Annotated in this window: 15 protein-coding genes and 1 pseudogene; 6 read left to right on the top strand and 10 right to left on the bottom strand. The window is 58.6% G+C overall.

Annotation, left to right across the window (positions count from 1 at the left end):
• Positions 1–10: 10 nt before the first annotated feature.
• From BT116_RS05590 to BT116_RS05610, 5 genes are read right to left on the bottom strand one after another with little or no spacing between them, the layout of a single operon-like run.
• Entirely contained in the window at positions 11–982 is a 972-nt protein-coding gene (locus BT116_RS05590; RefSeq protein WP_072340926.1) for an ABC transporter ATP-binding protein, read from the bottom strand.
• Positions 979–1,965 carry an ABC transporter ATP-binding protein gene (locus BT116_RS05595; RefSeq protein WP_072340929.1) on the bottom strand — a complete coding sequence of 329 codons (987 nt, stop codon included), beginning with the start codon at positions 1,963–1,965 and terminating at the stop codon, positions 979–981. The genes BT116_RS05590 and BT116_RS05595 overlap by 4 nt, the downstream gene beginning before the upstream one ends.
• Positions 1,962–2,819, bottom strand: a complete 858-nt coding sequence (locus BT116_RS05600; protein WP_072340932.1) for an ABC transporter permease — start codon at positions 2,817–2,819, stop codon at positions 1,962–1,964. The genes BT116_RS05595 and BT116_RS05600 overlap by 4 nt, the downstream gene beginning before the upstream one ends.
• Complete coding sequence (locus tag BT116_RS05605; protein ID WP_072340935.1) at positions 2,816–3,763, bottom strand: ABC transporter permease; 948 nt, start codon at positions 3,761–3,763, stop codon at positions 2,816–2,818. The genes BT116_RS05600 and BT116_RS05605 overlap by 4 nt, the downstream gene beginning before the upstream one ends.
• A 3-nt stretch (positions 3,764–3,766) precedes the next feature.
• A complete protein-coding gene (locus tag BT116_RS05610; protein WP_072340938.1) occupies positions 3,767–4,654 on the bottom strand; it encodes a proline iminopeptidase-family hydrolase in 888 nt (295 codons plus the stop codon).
• Between the two features lie 162 nt (positions 4,655–4,816).
• On the opposite strand from BT116_RS05610, the gene BT116_RS05615 reads away from it, so the two are divergent.
• The 4 genes and pseudogenes from BT116_RS05615 to BT116_RS05630 all read left to right on the top strand — a co-directional run bounded on the left by BT116_RS05615 (position 4,817) and on the right by BT116_RS05630 (position 8,545).
• On the top strand, positions 4,817–5,578 hold the full coding sequence (locus BT116_RS05615) for a LuxR family transcriptional regulator (protein ID WP_072340940.1): 762 nt from the start codon (positions 4,817–4,819) through the stop codon (positions 5,576–5,578).
• Between the two features lie 90 nt (positions 5,579–5,668).
• Complete coding sequence (locus tag BT116_RS05620) at positions 5,669–6,568, top strand: proline iminopeptidase-family hydrolase (protein WP_072340943.1); 900 nt, start codon at positions 5,669–5,671, stop codon at positions 6,566–6,568.
• Between the two features lie 233 nt (positions 6,569–6,801).
• A pseudogene (locus BT116_RS05625) lies at positions 6,802–8,128 on the top strand (ShlB/FhaC/HecB family hemolysin secretion/activation protein).
• Positions 8,129–8,152: 24 nt separating this feature from the next.
• On the top strand, positions 8,153–8,545 hold the full coding sequence (locus BT116_RS05630) for a hypothetical protein (protein WP_072340945.1): 393 nt from the start codon (positions 8,153–8,155) through the stop codon (positions 8,543–8,545).
• A gap of 323 nt (positions 8,546–8,868) precedes the next feature.
• On the opposite strand, the gene BT116_RS05635 is transcribed toward BT116_RS05630, so the two are convergent.
• Entirely contained in the window at positions 8,869–9,306 is a 438-nt protein-coding gene (locus BT116_RS05635; protein WP_072340947.1) for a hypothetical protein, read from the bottom strand.
• A gap of 438 nt (positions 9,307–9,744) precedes the next feature.
• On the opposite strand from BT116_RS05635, the gene BT116_RS05640 reads away from it, so the two are divergent.
• Positions 9,745–10,086 (top strand): DUF6124 family protein, encoded by a 342-nt coding sequence (locus BT116_RS05640; RefSeq protein WP_072340950.1) that lies wholly within the window; start codon positions 9,745–9,747, stop codon positions 10,084–10,086.
• Between the two features lie 173 nt (positions 10,087–10,259).
• On the opposite strand, the gene BT116_RS05645 is transcribed toward BT116_RS05640, so the two are convergent.
• Positions 10,260–11,570 carry a Fic family protein gene (locus BT116_RS05645; protein ID WP_256572532.1) on the bottom strand — a complete coding sequence of 437 codons (1,311 nt, stop codon included), beginning with the start codon at positions 11,568–11,570 and terminating at the stop codon, positions 10,260–10,262.
• Between the two features lie 787 nt (positions 11,571–12,357).
• Between BT116_RS05645 and BT116_RS05650 the strand changes: the two genes are divergently transcribed.
• Positions 12,358–13,839: a leucine-rich repeat domain-containing protein gene (locus BT116_RS05650; protein WP_072340956.1), complete on the top strand. Its 1,482-nt coding sequence runs from the start codon at positions 12,358–12,360 to the stop codon at positions 13,837–13,839.
• Positions 13,840–13,960: 121 nt separating this feature from the next.
• Here BT116_RS05650 and BT116_RS05655 read toward each other — a convergent pair whose 3' ends face one another.
• The 3 genes from BT116_RS05655 to BT116_RS05665 form a co-directional block, all read right to left on the bottom strand.
• Positions 13,961–14,266, bottom strand: coding sequence for a HigA family addiction module antitoxin (locus BT116_RS05655; protein ID WP_025211727.1), 306 nt, complete (start codon positions 14,264–14,266; stop codon positions 13,961–13,963).
• An 8-nt stretch (positions 14,267–14,274) separates the two neighbouring features.
• On the bottom strand, positions 14,275–14,553 hold the full coding sequence (locus BT116_RS05660) for a type II toxin-antitoxin system RelE/ParE family toxin (RefSeq protein WP_072340959.1): 279 nt from the start codon (positions 14,551–14,553) through the stop codon (positions 14,275–14,277).
• Between the two features lie 269 nt (positions 14,554–14,822).
• Positions 14,823–17,195 carry a TonB-dependent siderophore receptor gene (locus BT116_RS05665; RefSeq protein WP_072340962.1) on the bottom strand — a complete coding sequence of 791 codons (2,373 nt, stop codon included), beginning with the start codon at positions 17,193–17,195 and terminating at the stop codon, positions 14,823–14,825.
• Positions 17,196–17,306 lie beyond the last annotated feature (111 nt).

The raw sequence follows: 17,306 nt of genomic DNA on the forward strand, positions 1-17,306 counted from the left end.
TGAATGTTTTTTAGAGCAATGGCTCTCCGAGCACACAGCTATAACGATGTCCATTGATGTCATGGATGGGGGGCGGCGTTTTCGCGCAGATGGGTTGTGCATACCGGCAGCGCGGATGAAAAGCGCAGCCGGATGGAAGGTTCAGGGGGCTGGGCGGCTCGCCAGGCAGGGGAGCGCTCAGCAACGGTCGAGTCGGGTCGATGTGCGGAATGGACTGGATCAGCGCGACGGTATAAGGGTGCCGCGGGCTGCTGAACACGGCCTCCGTGGGCCCTTGCTCGACGATCTCGCCGAGGTACATCACGGCGACCCGATCACATAGTCGCCGAACGATCGCCAGGTCGTGGGCAATGAACAGAATCGCCAGGTTCATGCGCTGTCGCAGCTCCAGCAGCAGGTTGATGATCTGGCCCTGGATGGAAACGTCCAGCGCAGCCACGCATTCATCGGCGATGATCAACCGTGGCTCGATGGCCAGTGCACGCGCGATCCCCACACGTTGGCATTGACCGCCACTCAACGAACCCGGTTTGCGGTCGGCCAACTCCGGTCGCAGGCCGACCAGGTTCAGCAGTTCATCGACCCGCTGGCGAATCAGCGATGCAGGAATCGCACAGCGCACTCGCAGCACTTCAGCCAGGGTGTCGCCGATGCTCATTCGCGGATTGAGGGCGGTATAAGGATCCTGGAAAATCATCGCGGTTTCGTGGCGCAGTCGCTCGATGTCGATCCGCTTGCCTTGAGCCATATCCACGCCATCGAACAGGATTTGTCCGGCGCTGACCTCAGTGAGGCGCAAGATGGCCCGACCCAGGGTGCTCTTGCCACTGCCCGACTCCCCCACCAGCCCAAGCACCTCCCCGGGGGCCAGGCTCAGCGACACACCGTTGACGGCTTTCACCCATTGCCTGTTGATTCCGAACGGACCACTGCCAGGGGCGGCGAAGCGCACCTGCAGATCCTGCACGTGCAACAAGGTCATGACGAAACACCCACTGGCAGCGGGTAATGGCAGGCGACCCGGTGTGCCTCTGCCGTGGCTTGCATCTGTGGCAACAGCCGCGTGCACTGGCTGCCCTGCTGAAGGCAGCGTGGGTTGAAGCGGCAACCGCTGGGTAGCGCATCCAGCAGAGGAGGCTGGCCGGCGATGGTTTTGAGCAGGGCATGGCCGGCGCTGGTAGCCGGTTGGCAGTCGATCAGGGCCGCCGTATAGGGATGTCGTGGGTGAGCCAGCAGATCAAGCTTGTTGCCGTGTTCGCAGAGCCGACCGGCGTACATCACCGCGATGGAATCACAGGTCTGGGCGACGATCCCCAGGTCGTGGGTGATCATGATGATGGACAGCCCTCGCTGGTCGCGCAAATCCAGGAGCAGGCGCAGGATCTGCGCCTGTACCGTGACATCCAGGGCGGTGGTCGGCTCATCGGCGATCAGCACCTGGGGGTTGCAACCCAATGCCACGGCGATCATGGCGCGTTGACGCATGCCACCGGAAAACTCGTGGGGATAACTGTCGACCCGCGTTAGCGGATCGGGAATGCCCACCTGGCGTAACACATCAATGGCCTTCGCCCGTGCTTCACGTTTGGACGCTCCCTGATGCAGGCGTATGCCCTCGCCGATCTGTTCGCCGATACGCATCAGCGGGTCAAGATGACTGCCGGGATTCTGAAAAATCATCCCTAATCGCCGACCCCGTATGCCCCGCATGCCGGCTTCATCCAGCGATAGCAGGTCCTCACCGGCAAGGCGCAGGGCCTTGCCCTGGACCCGCAGGTTTGCAGAGGGCAGCAAACGCATCAAGGCCCGGCAGGCCATCGTCTTGCCTGAGCCGCTTTCACCCACCAGACCGAGGATTTCGCCTTCGGCCAGGTCAAATGACACACGATCCACCAGCGTGATCTCGTCCTCACCGTGGCCGGCGATCACGCTGAGGTCCTCGACGTGCAGCACCGGTGGGCTCATGGGCGTTCTCCGAGCTGCTCGGCGACACCGTCGGCCAGCAGGCTGAAGCCCATGGCCAGGGTGACGATCGCCAATCCCGGGAAGGTGCAGATCCACCAGGCGTTGGTGATGAAACTCTGGCCTTCGGCGACCATCGTGCCCCACTCGGCGGTGGGTGGCTGGACCCCCAGGCCGAGATAGCTGACCGCCGCCCCATTGAGCAATACCAGTACCGCGTCGGACATGGAAAACACGATCGAACCGAACATGGCATTGGGCAACAGGTGCCGAAACAGAATGCGTCCATGACCGAAGCCCAGGCTTTTGGCCGCCAAGGCGAAATCGCTTTGCTTGAGCACCAGGATCTGCGAACGGATCAGCCGCGCATAGGACACCCAACCCACCAGGGCCATCGCAATATAAAAGCTCCCCAGGCCGGGGCCGAGGATGGCCATGATTGCCAACATCAGCACCAGGAAGGGGAAGGCCAGGATAATATCGATCAGGCGCATGCAGATCGTGTCGAACCGGCCACCGATATAGCCGGCCAAGGCGCCGACGCAAGTGCCGATCAAGAACGGGAAAACCACCCCGATCACGGAAATCTGCAAGTCGATGCGCGCGCCCCAGATCACTCGGGAAAGAACGTCGCGGCCGAAATTGTCCGTGCCGAACGGATGGGCCAGGCTCGGCCCCAACAGGCGGATATCGGTGTTCTGGGCAATCGGATCGAAGGGCGCGACCCAGGGGGCGAAGAGGGCGAGCAACAGCCAGCCAAACAGAATCGCCAGGCCGAGCACGGTGGCCAGGCGACCGTTGCGCAAGCCGAGACGCAGCGCAAGACGCCAGGTGGGACTGAGGGTTTGGCCATTCATCGCATGTTCACCCGCGGGTCGATCATCACGGTTAGCACATCGGCGAGGAAGTTGACCGTGACGGTGGCGAGGGCCAGCACCATGGCCACGCCTTGGACCACCATGTAGTCGCGGGTAAAAATGCCGCGTACCAGCAATTGGCCGATGCCGGGAATGGCAAACAGACTTTCGATGACCACCGTGCCGCTGATCAACCAGCCGATGTTCACCGCCAGCAGGTTGACCGCCGGCACCAGGGAGTTGGGCAGCACATGCCGACGAAATATCGCCCGCTCGGACAAGCCCCGGGCCCGTGCGGCGGTGGCATGATCGGCTTGTAGCTCCATGAGCATGCTGGCGCGCAGGTTGCGCACCAGAACGGCGGAGAGTGCCAGGGCAATGGTCAGGCACGGCAAAACCATGTGATGCAGTTTGTCCCAAGCGGTGCGTCCATAGCCTGAGACCGGGAATAGACCCAACTGCACACTGAGCAGCAGGATCAACATGATGCCTAGCCAGAACGCCGGCATGCCGAGCCCTGCCGTGGTGAACAGGCGAATCAGGTGATCCTGCCAGCCGCCCTTGTTGCGTGCCGCCACCGTTGCCAACGGCACGGCAATCAGCAGCGCCAGCAGTACGCTGCCGAGCACCAGGAACAGGGTTGGCTCAATGCGGGTACTGATCAGCTTCAAGGCATCGACTTTGTAGAGCAGCGATTGGCCGAGATCGCCTTTGAGCAGGTTCTTGAGAAAGTAGAAGTACTGCATCCACAACGGCTGGTCGAGACCGTACTGGGCACGAATCCTGATCAGCGCCTCCGGCGTGCTGCGCGAGCCCAGCAGGGCCCGGGCGGGGTCCCCGGGGATTGAGCGCACGAGCACAAAGGTGATCATGCTGATGCCAAACAGCACGGGCAATAGCTGTAGCGGGCGCGACAGTATGAAACGGTAGCGCGCCAGGTTCATGGGCTAGTTCCGGTGGCGGTGCAGAAAATCCAGCAGGACTGGGAAATAGGCGTGGGGCTCTTCGTAGAACGGCATGTGGCTGCTGTTGGGGAACACATTCAGTTGTACATCCTTGAGCGCCATTTTCATGCGCATTGCACAGGCTGGCGTCAGTTCATCATGTTGACCGGTGGTAATCAGCACGGGCATTTCGAAGCCGGCCATCTGCTCGATGCGATTCCAGTTTTTGAGATTGCCGGTATAGAGAAATTCGTTGGGGCCCTGCATGGTCATGTAGGGCCCCATGTTCCAATCGCCCAGGGAACGTGTCACCGGCGCTGGCCATTCGTCCAGACGGCAGACATGACGATAGTTGAGCAGGGTGATGGCCGCCTGGTATTGCGGATGATCCAGGGTGCCCGAGGCTTCATGGCGCTGCATCATCGCGACGGTCTCACTGCCCAGGGCGGCCCGCAGACGCTCCAACTCCAAGGACAGGTGAGGAATATCGCCGGCGGTATTTTCCAGGATCAGGGTTTTCAGCGATTGGGGGTGATGAATGGCGTACTCGATCGCCAGCCAGCCACCCCAGGAGTGCCCCAGCAGGTGCACTTTGCCCAGGTCGAGGGCTTGGCGGACGGTCTCTACCTCTGCCACGTAACGGGTGATGTCCCACAGGGATTCGTCAGTAGGCCTGGCCGAGGCGCCGGTGCCCAACTGGTCGAAAGCGATGACCCGCAAGCCCTTTTCCTTGAGCCAGCCATGGCTGTCACGCAGATAATCGCAAGGTAATCCCGGGCCGCCATTGAGGCACAGCAGCACCTCGTCGCCGTCGCCAAAGCCATAGGCCACCAGACGATGACCATCGACTTCCACGTCGTACCGTTGGTCTGGCTCGATCTCACGCCACATCATTGCTCTCCTGCTCAGGTGCCGCTCTGGCTAAACCTTACCGAGGAAGCTACGCGCCCATAAGCTAGCAATTCTTATAGGTTTGATCTGGCATTCCCTCGCTCAGGCGTGGCATTCTACTTGCACGATTTCAGGATTGAAATTAATAAGGGAGCTGAATGGATGCAGGCCAAGCTGTCTGACTTCAATACCCGTCTTTTGTCTGGCAGGAGCCTGGACGAACAGATGGATAACACCCTGGGGATGGTCCAGGCGCTAGGCTTTGAAGCCTTGGTGTACGACTACAGTCCGGTGCCACTGGATCATGATGGGGCACTGATCACCCCGACTGTGCTGAAGTTGCGCAATACCCCCCGTGATTGGCACTCGCTCTGGTGTGAAGAAGGTTATTACCAGATCGACCCCGTCCAGCATCTGGCAATCAATGCCATATCTCCTTTTGTCTGGTCCTATCAACCGGAGGCCGACACGGTGCTGCAGCCGTTCATCGGCCAGAGTCATGCACCGGTCGTGAGCTACCTGCAGGATTCGCGCATGACCTGCGGCGTGACGGTGCCGATGCATTTACCCAAAGGCGGCTTTGCGACATTGACCGGGCTGCGCGCCGATACGAAGGGGAGCACCCTGCAGGATGTCCGGCAAACGCTGGGCGACTTCAGCCTGATTTCCCATGCCCTGCAAGAGGCGGCTTTTCCGCTGCTCGGCAAGGAAGCCCGCGCATGCCCGGTTCGCCTGACCAAACGCGAGCGTGAGTGCTTGAGGTTAGCCGCTGACGGGTTGACGGCGGCGGACATCGCCAGGCAACTGAATCGCTCCTTGGCCACCATCACCCTGCACCTGACTTCTGCAATGCACAAGCTCGGCGCCAGGAATCGGGTCCAAGCCGTGGTCAGGGCGGTGCATTATCGGTTGCTCGATAGCTGAAATCGGGCAAAAACCTATCTGTTTCTCTAGTTATTCCGCCAGCCAGTCCCCGGTATCGTGTGCGGCAGGATTTCTAGGGAGCGGCACGAAATGGATCTTCCCGTAACGCACGAAGGTTTTGCGCCTTTTGGTCCGTATCAGACCTGGTATCGCATCACTGGCGATTTCAGCAGTGGCCGTACGCCGCTGCTGATCCTGCATGGCGGCCCGGGCTGTACACACGATTATGTCGATGCCTTCAAGGATATTGCCAACAGTGGCTATCCGGTGATTCATTACGACCAACTGGGCAATGGGCGTTCCACCCATCTTCCGGAAAAAGACCCCTCGTTCTGGAACGTGGCGCTGTTTCTCGATGAGTTGGCGAACCTGCTGGATCATCTGGGTATTGGCGACCATTACGCCCTGTTGGGGCAATCCTGGGGCGGCATGTTGGCCAGCGAACATGCGGTGCTCCAGCCCGCGGGCTTGCGCGCATTGATTATCGCCAACTCCCCGGCGGACATGTCCACCTGGCTTCTTGAAGTCAATCGCTTGCGCCAGCTTCTACCCATTGAGGTGCAGCAAACACTGCTCAAGCACGAGCGGGAGGGAACCTTGACGTCTACCGAGTATTTTGAGGCCGCTCGGGTTTTCTATGACCGTCATGTCTGCCGTGTCACGCCCTGGCCCGATGAAGTCGCCCGTACCTTTGCCCAGATCGATGCCGATCCTACCGTTTATCACGCCATGAATGGCCCCACCGAATTCCATGTGATCGGCAGCATGAAGGACTGGACCATCACCGATCGCTTGCCTCGGATCAGCGTGCCGACCCTGCTGATTTCAGGCCGTTACGATGAAGCGACGCCGTTGGTGGTCAAACCCTATGTGGATCATGTTCCCGACATTCGCTGGGCGTTGTTCGAACACTCCAGCCATATGCCCCATATCGAGGAGCGGATGGCTTGCATGGGAACCGTGGTGCGTTTCCTGGATGAGTGTTTATAGGCGTCTGCGCAATCCGAGCAGTCGTTTTTGTTGTGTTTTCAGACGCGTCCTGTGAGACGCGTCTCTTTTTTGAATGGAAAATTCCCGCTCTCTTGAACCGAAAGCGATATGCAGGGTCTGGTGTGCGCGTAGTTTTGCGCATCAGCAACGTGAGTGTTTCATGGGGGTAAGCCGGCATTCGGCTCCTCGCCCGCTCACCAGCTTGCTGTCATTTCTGTATCGAGGGATCGAACATGTTCTCACCCGCCCTGTGGGCGAGGTCGTGCCTGGCTTTACTGTGCCTGTCTCCGCTAACGCTTGCTTACGCTGCGCCAACCCCCGGTGACACGGACCTGATCCGTGAACGTCAGGATCGCCTGCTCGAAGAGCAGCGTCGGCGCCTGGAAGAACTCAAGGACCTGCCCGGCAAGGAGGCGAAGCCGACTCAGCCGACGGCCCCTGTCGATACCCGTTGCTTCCCGATCAAGACCATCGAGCTCAAGGGCGCCGATGCTTTGTCCGATGCGGAGCGCGAACACCTGCTCAAGCCTTACATCGGCCAATGCCTGGGCGTGCCGCAGCTGAACGAGCTGCTCAAAGTCATTACTGACCATTATCTCGACAAAGGCCTGGTCACCAGTCGCGCCTACTTGCCGCAACAGGACCTGTCCAGCGGTCACCTGCAAGTGCTGGTCGTCGAGGGGCGCCTGGAAGGCTTGGAAGGTGCCGAGAACAGTCGGCTGTCGGATCGCGAGTTGGCGATGGCTTTTCCCGGCAAAACCGGCGAACTGCTCAACCTGCGTGAGATGGAGCAGATGGTCGATCAACTGAACCGTTTGCCGTCCAACCGTGTACAAATGGAACTGACGCCGGGGCAGAACATCGGCGGCAGCGAAGTGCGGGTCAATAACACCCCGCAAAAGCCTTGGCGCGCTGGCCTGTCCCGGCATAACGACGGGCAGAAAAGCACCGGCGAGCAGCAATGGGGCGCTTCCCTGGACTGGGACAGCCCCTTGGGCCTGGCTGACCAACTGGCCTTGCGCGGCGGCCACGATGCCGTCAGCGATCACCAGAAAACCTCGCGCAACGGGGTTGCCGGATGCGCGCTACCGCAAATACACCGCGACCCTCAGCTATTTGCAGCCCTTCATGCTGGGTGGCGAGTCCTTCAGCTTCAGCAGCCTGATGACCGGCCAGCGCAGCGAAGACGTGCTGTTCAGCCCCCAGCGCATGAGCCTGGGCGGCCTGTCGTCGATTCGTGGCTACAAGGACCAGACATTGTCCGGCGACAGCGGCGGCTACTGGCGCAACGACTTGCGTTGGAGCCGCCCGGTGACCGTGGAATGGCTGCGCCCGGTGTTCGCCGAATACGGCACCAGCCTCGGTTATGACCAGGGTGTGATTCGTGGCGATCACTACAACGGTGATCAGCACGGGCGCATGTCGAGCAACTCGCTGGAGCTGTTCGCCCGCGGTGAGCACCTGAACGCCAGCGTCACCTTTGCCCATTCCCTGGAACGTCCGGATGCCCTGACCGAGCGCGAAGCGCCGATCTACTTCCGCGTGGATGTATCCATCTAATTGCTGCTGTAACGAGACCTGATCATGGACGACCGCCAACACGCCCTGAACAGCGCGACGCTGATCCTGGGCAGCCTGGATAACTTGACCGGCCTGGTCATGGCCGGCAAGAACCTCGACGTCACCAACGCGGGCGCGATCAACAACCAGGGTGGTGAGCTGTCCAGCCAAGGCATCGTGACCGTGCGCACCGACAGCCTGGACAACCGTAGCAAAGGCACCGTCGCCGCCAATGGCAAGCTGCTGGTCACGGCGACCGGCAAGGTCAACAACGCCGACCAAGGCCTGATCGCCAGCCGCAGTGCCGGCGTCGAACTCAAGGCCGCCAGTCTGGACAACGCCAAGGGCACGCTGCAAGGCAAGGGCCTGGTGACCGTGGAGCTCTCTTGGAACAAATTGCAACAATGTGATTTTTAAGGCCGAAAATACATATCGATCGTTCCCACGCTCCTGCGTGGGAATGTCGCCAGGGACGCTCCGCGTTCCGCTTCTGAGAGGTGACGCAGAGCGTGACGGGATGCATTCCCACGCGTGGGAACGATCAAACTCGGTGTGCCAGGAAGATTGAGTTTACTGCTCTAGGGCTGTTGCGCAGCCCAGCGGGGCGGTGCGATGTTCGCTAAATCCCCTCGCCACAAAATCCGGATTGTTATCGCTCACCATGGGCAGGTTTATTTTTGGCGTCCGCTTCTTTTTCTTTCTGTCGCGCCTTGGGTGTCCCGGGTTTGCGTACAACGAGTTTACAGTGGGCACCACGGGTCTTCCCCCTTCGCGCTTTCCAGGATCTTCGGAAAGTTTCGCTCAAAGGCCCAGCCTGAAGCCACGGCAATCATGGTGGTTTTGCAGGCGGGGTTCTTTTCCGAGACGATCACGTCCATATAGAACTGACTGCCATAGATTGTCGGCGCCCATAGCACCATGTCGCTTCTTTCGGCATTGCTGTCGACTTTCAATTGGATGGTATTGACGAGTCTCCCACCCGTCGTGAGCTCGGTCACTTGTGGGTGAAAGCAGTGGTTCAAGTAACCTTGTACCCGTTTTTCCACCACCGCCCGCTCTTGCGTCAGGCAGTACTCGGGGCTGCTTATGCCAGTGTTCAGCAGCTCGTCCTTGGTATACGGATGCAGTGAGCAGCCGCTCAATAGCAGAAAAACGATCCCTGTAAATTTCTTGTACAAAACTCATGCTCCATCAGAGGTTGTGGGCTGCCAAAACTGATTGCCGCAAGGGCGGCGGGCGTGACTATACGCAATTTGTTCCTGTGTGGAATCGTTAAACGGGCTTGTCGTAGGAATCGACGGAACGAATATTCCCCATTGACTTGCAGGACATTTCCTAGAAAATTCCAGTCTCTTGCGCCTGCTGATTTCGGTGCCTAGTCTTTGTCCACCGCTACCAATTGAGCGGTCGGGTTTAGCAGCTCGGAACAACGTTAGGCGCATGGCAACTGCCTTCAATGCGGGCATTTTTATTGCTCGAATTCTTATGGCAGCTATGCGCAGGGCATCCTCGGGTGCGCCGGTTTCCTAACGTACCGGTCTGCTAACCTGCGCACGGCTGCCACCCACTCGTTTAGCAGCGAACGTGGCGGCTCCCACTAACGTTAGGAGCATTCCATGGACAAACTCATCCCCGACCCACCCGTTCCACCGCTGCACCTGGACATCGCTGCCGATGCCAACGCCGAACGCGTCATTGATTCCTATCTGAACCCCAAAACCGCCCAGCCCGACAAGAAGCTGCCTCCGGACCAGTTGTTCACTGTCGTGGAGGGCGTCGATGCTGAAAGCCTGTTGGCCAATCTCAGCGAAACCTTGGCCTCCGCCAATGCCATGGCCGGCGATCTGGCGTTCGATCTGGAGGATTCTCGACGGCATGTTGCACTAGGGCTGCAACAGTTGATCGAGCTGGGTCAGTTATTGGCAAACCGGGCACTGGATGTCATCGACCCTAGATAGGCACTCGACACTGGCAGGGGATAGGCCACGTTTTTCCAAGGAAAAGTGACAGCGCTTTTTCGAGCCGTGGCCTGTTCCAGAGGGATCTGAAACGTCGTTCTTGTTGAGTTTTCCGACACGTCCTGTGAGGTGGGGAGGCCGGCCAGATGATTCTCAGATTTATTTATGATCCATCAGTGGCCATGGAGCGACTTCCAGGACATGAACTCTGATGGTCGTAACCCGTAGCGTGCGAGCACCCCTTCGTGCAGGCGACGGAGTTCTTCGACGATCAGTGCTTGCACTTCCGGCTGCTCTTTTTCTGAAACATATTCCGCTACCGAGTGTTGAATACATGACAACGGATCAAGCTCTGGGTGAGTGATGATTTCCCGAATGGTCTTCTTGATGAGGTCTCGCCATGCCAGGCGTAGAGGGTCCGGTTCCGCAAGATCTTGCTTGATTGCCAGATATTCCAGTGTTGAGCGTTCGTAAGCCCAGATATACAAGTCGCGAAGCAGCTCTACACGGGTCATTTCGTACACGCCCAATGTGGCTCGGCTGTAGGCCTGCTCCGGTACATCCAGAAAGGTCAGCGGACAAAGGTTGGCACGGAACAGGGGGAGATTCGCTGCCAGTCGGGATGTGCGCTTATTGATGTCGGCAAAGGGCTGCAAGTAGGGCAGGTGCACCATCATGAAGAAAGACTGCTCGAATGGATCAGCGATCTGATTGGCTTTGCCCAGCAGGACGTCCAGTGCATCTTCAATTTGCTGTGGCGTTGAGAGCGGGCGATAGGTGCTTTTCCCTATGTCGACGGCGTGCTGGCGAATTCGGCCCTCGTCTGCTGGGTTGGGCAGCAGGTTTTCAGCCAAGGCGCTATGCAGGTTCATCAATGTGTAACGGTTGAACTCGGCACTCTCGATGTTCTCGACCAAAAGCTCGATAGCTGTCTTATGGTTCAAGATCATCTGCGTTTCTATGGCGGCCTTGCCCTGTGCTGCCTTGCCTTGCTCGATGAGTTGTCGCGTGTCGAGCCGTGAGTAGGTGTTTCCTTCCAGATGGCTTGATGCCCACGACAGATCAATCAGCAAGCGATTCAGGACCGCCCGGCTATAAGTGCCTGCTGGCTCCGTCGCATCAGCGGTTTTGCCCATCCTATGCAATTGGCGCCGCAACGACTCAGATAAGTACCATGTCTCGTTAGGGCGATAGGCGTCCAGAAAGTCACGTTGGTAGCCCACAGGCTTGCGCGCTTCTGTGGGCTGGTTGATGTAGGCGAGTATGTCCCGGCTGTCTGCGGATAATGGAATGAAGGTAGGAAAGGCATCGGTGTCAGTGTTCAGGGCATGGGTTTCAGCCCGGTGTTCTGTTGCGAAATAACGCCGTGCCCTGCCTTCGCCCTGCGCAGTGATTTGGCTGCTTTCGATCAGGTTTGCAAGGATGCGCTGCGCCGTTCGCCGGGCAATTTCAGGGTGCCTGGTCAAGAGCTCTGAGAGGCTCACCCCGTTCCTGGATGCCTGGATACTGTTCAGTATGTCGGTGGTCGAAGGCATGGTTGTGTTGGCGCTGTTTGAGGAGATTTTGGCGCAATTATGGCGCAGTTCCTAGAGCTGCGCCATTTTCGGATAAATATGTGGCGCAGTTCTTGACGAACTGCGCCACAGCTCATCGCAGCAGATGGATGTAGTCGCCCCGAGGGTCGGGACAAAGGTCGCCCGTTTTCACTTACTCAGCCGCCTGCGCCCGCAGCCTTCTTCCAATCACATCCATCACATCACACCCATCGCGCAGCGATATCGTCAGCATTTTGCAAAGGTCGGAGAGCACCAGCGTGTCGGAGCTGATGTCCGAGCGGAACCCGAGTCGCCATTAGGGCGACGATGGAATATAGGCTGGCTTGTCCGGGGGCTACAAGACGCCACTTTCCGAGCTTGAAGTAGGACGTTTAGCCTGTCAGCGGTGGTATTTCGTTACCTTGGTTTTGGGCTGCCAACGGTGGCTAGGGTTTGCTTCCGCTTGGGTGCGGAGCGTTCACAGGGGGCTGCTGCGCAGCCCAGCGGGAGCAAGCTCCCTCGCCACAGGGGATTTGAGCAGCCTTTAGGTGGGTGAGCTGTTCTGAGGGGCGCCGTCGTTGATCTCCTACTAGGAATCTGTAACTCGGAACAGGGCCGAGGATCTCGTTTTCCGTCTCAATAGCCTCTTCAGCGAGGCTCTTTTTTATGCTTCCCTTATGGCCACTTTTCTCTTTCGCAGCCTGCCCAGCGCTCGCCCACTTCGGACTCCTAAACCGTGCACAACCCCACCCGCAACGCGCTGACCACCCAACTCGCCACCGACCCCGATGACATCGCCACACGTGCCGCGCTTTACCGCGATCTGCTCGACACCGCCGAGGTTTCATTAGACGGCGTACGCCTCGCCGCAGGCCTGTGCGATCCGGCCGCTAACGTCGTCATTACTCAGTTGAACACCACGGCACATGCCAATCGCCCCGGGCCATTGCTGGCGCAGCTTCGCAACCTGCCGGTCGATCATCTGGAGCTGGATAACGCCGAGCTGGCCTGGTGCGATGCCCTGGCGGGGCTGCCCTTGCGCACGTTGGTGCTCAACAGCCCACGTTTCAGCTGCGATCCAAGTGTATGGCAACGCGTGCCAGACCTCGCTCTCGAGCGCCTGGAAATCAGCGGATTCTCCCGCGACGATAACGTCACCAGCCTGCCTTCCCTCGAACGGCTGCGCCGGCTGACGTTAAGCACCTACGGCCAGGACTTCGACGACAAATTCTTCGAGCAACTCGGCAATAGCTCGCTGCAAGAACTGTCGCTGAACCGTTGCGATGACGTCTCCGACGATGGCCTTCTCGCGCTGTCAAACCTCAAGTTGCGGTCACTCACGCTGGAACGCGTCGGCGAGCTGACGTCCCGTGGGATGGCGCATTTATGCAGTCACCCCCTTGAGCAACTGTCCCTCGGTTGGAGCGGTGCAATCCTGGAGGACCCTGCATGGCTCTCCGGCCTGAGCGCATTGCGCTCCCTGAGCCTGGATCAATGTTACGCAACGGATGCCACGCTGCACGCCATTGCGGGGCTGCCCATCGAACGGCTTTCGCTCTCGTCTTCGTATGTTGGCGAGGACGACCTTGAAACCTTGGAGGGCATGCCGCTCGCCGACCTGGATCTCAAATCTTCACGGCAAGTCATCGAGCGGCTCGATGTGCTGCACGGGTTTCCACTCAAGCGCCTGGGGCTTTCCGATGTGCAAGGCATCGATGCAGATACGTTGAGTGATCTGCGTGGTTTGGAGTTGGAGTCCCTGGACCTGTCATTGAACGACCTCACTTGGAAGGAACTGAAACAACTCGCCGGCCTGCCACTGAAGCGGCTGAATCTCAGCTTTTGTCGCGGCGTGGATGGCAAGGTTTTGCGCAAGCTCGTCGAGTTGGGTTTGCCGTTGGAGCAACTTGAAATAAGCGGCCTGGATCTGCGCGATGCCGACCTGGCCTGCTTGCGTGATCTGCCGCTGCGGCGCCTGGGTTTGTATGACAGCCCTTGGCTCACCGACGCCGGAGTGGCCCACCTTGTTCGGCTGCCGTTGAGTGATCTGACGATCTCGACAGATCCCGGGGAATCGCGGATTACCTCAGCCACAGTGCCGGTGTTGGAGCAATTGCCGCTGCACACACTGTGGTTGCTGAACTGTTCTGGGATCAGCGCCGAGGGTTGGGATCGTTTGGCCAGGTTGCCGGCTCGCGTGATGGGGCCAGGTATGTAGGCTGACTCTAGTCACTCATGGTCCCGGCGCAAAAAAGCGCTTGCGACAAACGCGTGGTGTCTTTTATGCCCAACAAAAAGCCCAGCTATTTTGCTGGGCTCAAATTTCTGTTTTGTGCTGGTTACGCGCAGTGAGGAACTTTCTCCACTTCCCTGTGAATCTGTTCCCCTTTAGCAATCTCAGCTGTACGTAAATCATACGCAGTCTGCAGATTCAGCCAAAACTGCGCTGACGTTTCCAATGCGGCGGCCAAGCGCAAAGCAACATCGGCGCTGATGCTACGGCGCATCAAGACAATGTCATTTACGGTGGGGGCAGAAACGTGCAATGCCCTTGCAAGCGCAGCTGCGGTAAGGCCAAGCGGTTCCAGATACTCTTCTTTGAGAATTTCTCCAGGGTGTACGGGTCTCATGCCATTCTTAAACATGATTCACCTCAGTGATAATCTACGATTTCTACATTTTCGGGGCCGTTGGCGCCCCAGACAAAACAGATCCGGTACTGACCGTTAACCCGGATGCTGTGCTGGCCTTCCCTGTCGCCATACAGCTGCTCCAACCTGTTTCCAGGAGGAGAGCGCAGGTCGTTGAGATCGACCGCAGCATCGAGCATGCCCAGCTTTCGTTCTGCCACTGAAAGGATGGCTGCCCAGCGCCGGGTTTTGCCGGTTTCAAAAAGAGCTTGGGTGTCGGCGCATCTGAAGCTTCTTATCATCTCTTAATGCTTAACGTTATGCGTTAAAGCGAGTCTACATCGTTTGCTGGGATACTCAACTGGTTGTTGGGACCTTCTGCTAGCAGGCTCAGCCCCTTGCGCTTCAGAACCAACTATTCAGATACAAAGTGGCAGTTGAATATTCTCTAAGTGCATGATTTTCGATGATTAATTTTTTGCAGTCGGAGGGTTTGAACCCCTCCGACGGTTTTCGCCGTTCGATGACTGACCCGCATCAAGCCGACGCCCCATCGTGAACGGCCAGCTTTTTACCAGTTGTAACTCAACTTCGCGGTCACTTCGCGGCCCGGGTTGTAGTAGTTCGCGGTCCCCGAACCGACCACATGTTGCTCATCCAGCAGGTTGCTGACGTTAACCGCCAGGTCAGTGCCTTTGAAGAGTTTGTAGTTGAAGGCCGCATCGAAGAGCGTCGTGCCATCGCTGGTGCCGGTGTTGGCCGCGTCGAAGTAATAGGAACCCACATAACGCGCACCCAGGCCAACGCTGACATCGGTGTCGGGGATGTTGTAATAGCTCCACAGCGACGCAGAGTGTTTTGGCGCCGTGGCGAACTCATTTCCTTTGAGTGAACTGCCGTCGTACAACGTACCGCGCAACACTTCGGACTCCATATACGAGTAGCCACCCACCAGGCTCAGGTTCGGGGTCAGCTCAGCCTTGGCTTCCAGGTCCAGGCCGCGCACACGTGATTCGCCAACGGTTTGCTGCTCGATGACACCGCTGGGCAGTACGACGGCGATGCTAACGTTTTCCTGGGTCAGGTCGTAGACGGCCGCCGAGAACAACGCGTCCATGCCGATGGGCGCATATTTCACCCCCACTTCGTATTGCGTGCCCGTCTTCGGTATTACACCCACCGTTGGTGGCGAGACCGATTCGACCATGCTGACGTAGGTGGAGACTTCGTCGTTGACGATATGGGTCAGTGCGCCGCGATAGGAGGTTTCGGAGAAGTTATCCGACTCTTTTACGTTGTTGATGTCGGTATTGGACAGATCCAGCGAGTCGTTGCGCACACCGGCGGTGACGATAAAGCGCTCATAGAAGGACAGGTTCTGTTGCAGGAACACGGCCTTGGTTTTCGTGTCGAGCTTGTCGTTGCTATAGGGCGCTACGCCGCTGGGCACACCCGTGAACACGGGGTTGGCCAGGTCGATGGAGCCTGTCGTGGCATAGACGGAGCGTTCCTCGGTGGAAGAATCACCATACTCCACGCCCACCAACGTACTGCTGTCGATGTTTTCGAAGCGGGCATCGTATTGCAGCATCAAGTTGCCGTTCAGTTGCTCGGCGTCGCTGTCAGTGCCGAAGATATAACGCGGGACGGTAGTGCCGGTGCGGGTAGGGGAGTCGCTGAGGAACACATAGCCGAAATCATCGGTCAGTTTGCTGTAGCGCAGGTTGCTGCGCAGCACGAAGCCGTTGTCGAAATCATGGCTGAAGGTGCCGCTGATGTTGGTACGTTCGACATCGTGGAAGTTGTAGCTGGGCTCGCCGTAGAACTTGTCACGGTCGTATTCCTTGTCCAGCGGGTAACCGCCGCTGTTGGGCGAGCTTTGGGTTTTCAGGTAATCCACGATCACCGAGGCCGAGGTGAAGTCCGTGGGTGACCAGGTCAGGCCGCCCATCAGGAACTTGTTGTCATCCCGTGAATGCTCGTACTCGCGATCGCTGTCTTGCATCTTTGCCGTGAAGCGACCGGCCACGGTTTTTTCTTCGTTCAACGAGTCCCCGACATCGATGCCGGTTTCGACATGGTCGAAAGAACCGTAGGTGACGTAGCCCTGGCCGAACTTGTCGAAGCGCGGCTTCTTGCTGACAAAGTTCACCGAGCCGCCCGGGTCGGCCGGGCCGAACAGCGTCGAGTTGGCTCCGCGTATTACTTCAACGCGCTCATAGGCGAAAGGTTCTTCGCGCACACCGCGCATCGAGCCCAGGGTCAGGCCGTCCCGATAGGTCGTGGCCTGGAAGCTGCGGATCTGGAAGTAATCGTTGCGGTCGTCAGTGCCGTAATAGTCGGTAATGACCCCCGGCGTGTATTGCAGCAGTTCTTCGGTCGTGCTCACGCTGCGTTGCTTCATTTCCTTGTCGGTCACCACGGACACCGAGGCGGGCGTGTTGAGGATGCTGGTAGCCACCTTGCCGCCGACCCAGAGTTCCTGGGCGACCACCGAGTTGGGGTCTTCGGTGCCATCGACCCTGGCCTTGGCGTTGACGAGGATGGGCGCAAGGCGATACTCCTCGAGTTCGGCATCAGCCTTGGTTTGCGGCGTCAGCAAGTAAGCGTTCGGGCCTTGCTGCTGTATCGCCATGTCGCTCCCCTGCAACAATGACGACAGGGCTTCGGACGTATCGAGTGTGCCGCTCACGCCCCGGGTATTGCGGTTCGCTACGCTTGAAGCATCGAAGGAAAGACTGATACCCGCCTCGCGGGCAAAGCGGTCAAGCGCCGGTGCCAGGGGACCGGCGGGAATGTTCCACTGGTGCACCGGGTGGGTCTGCTCAACGGTCGAGGGCTGTGCCAGGGTGGGTAGCGCATAGCTGCTGACGATGACGCCGAAGATCGCACCGTGGATGGCACGATTCAGTAGATGACGCTGGGGAACCGGGGACGCACTCATTAACTCGCTCCGTGGAAAGGGGATCGGCAGATCGGCCTGTAGGTCGGCCTTTTCTTACATGCCGAACGAGAATGAGAAATCACCTCATTTTTATTTGATGTTGATAGGCGG

The organism is Pseudomonas sp. NFACC16-2 (assembly GCF_900119205.1).
Taxonomy (GTDB): Bacteria; Pseudomonadota; Gammaproteobacteria; order Pseudomonadales; family Pseudomonadaceae; genus Aquipseudomonas; species Aquipseudomonas fluorescens_Q.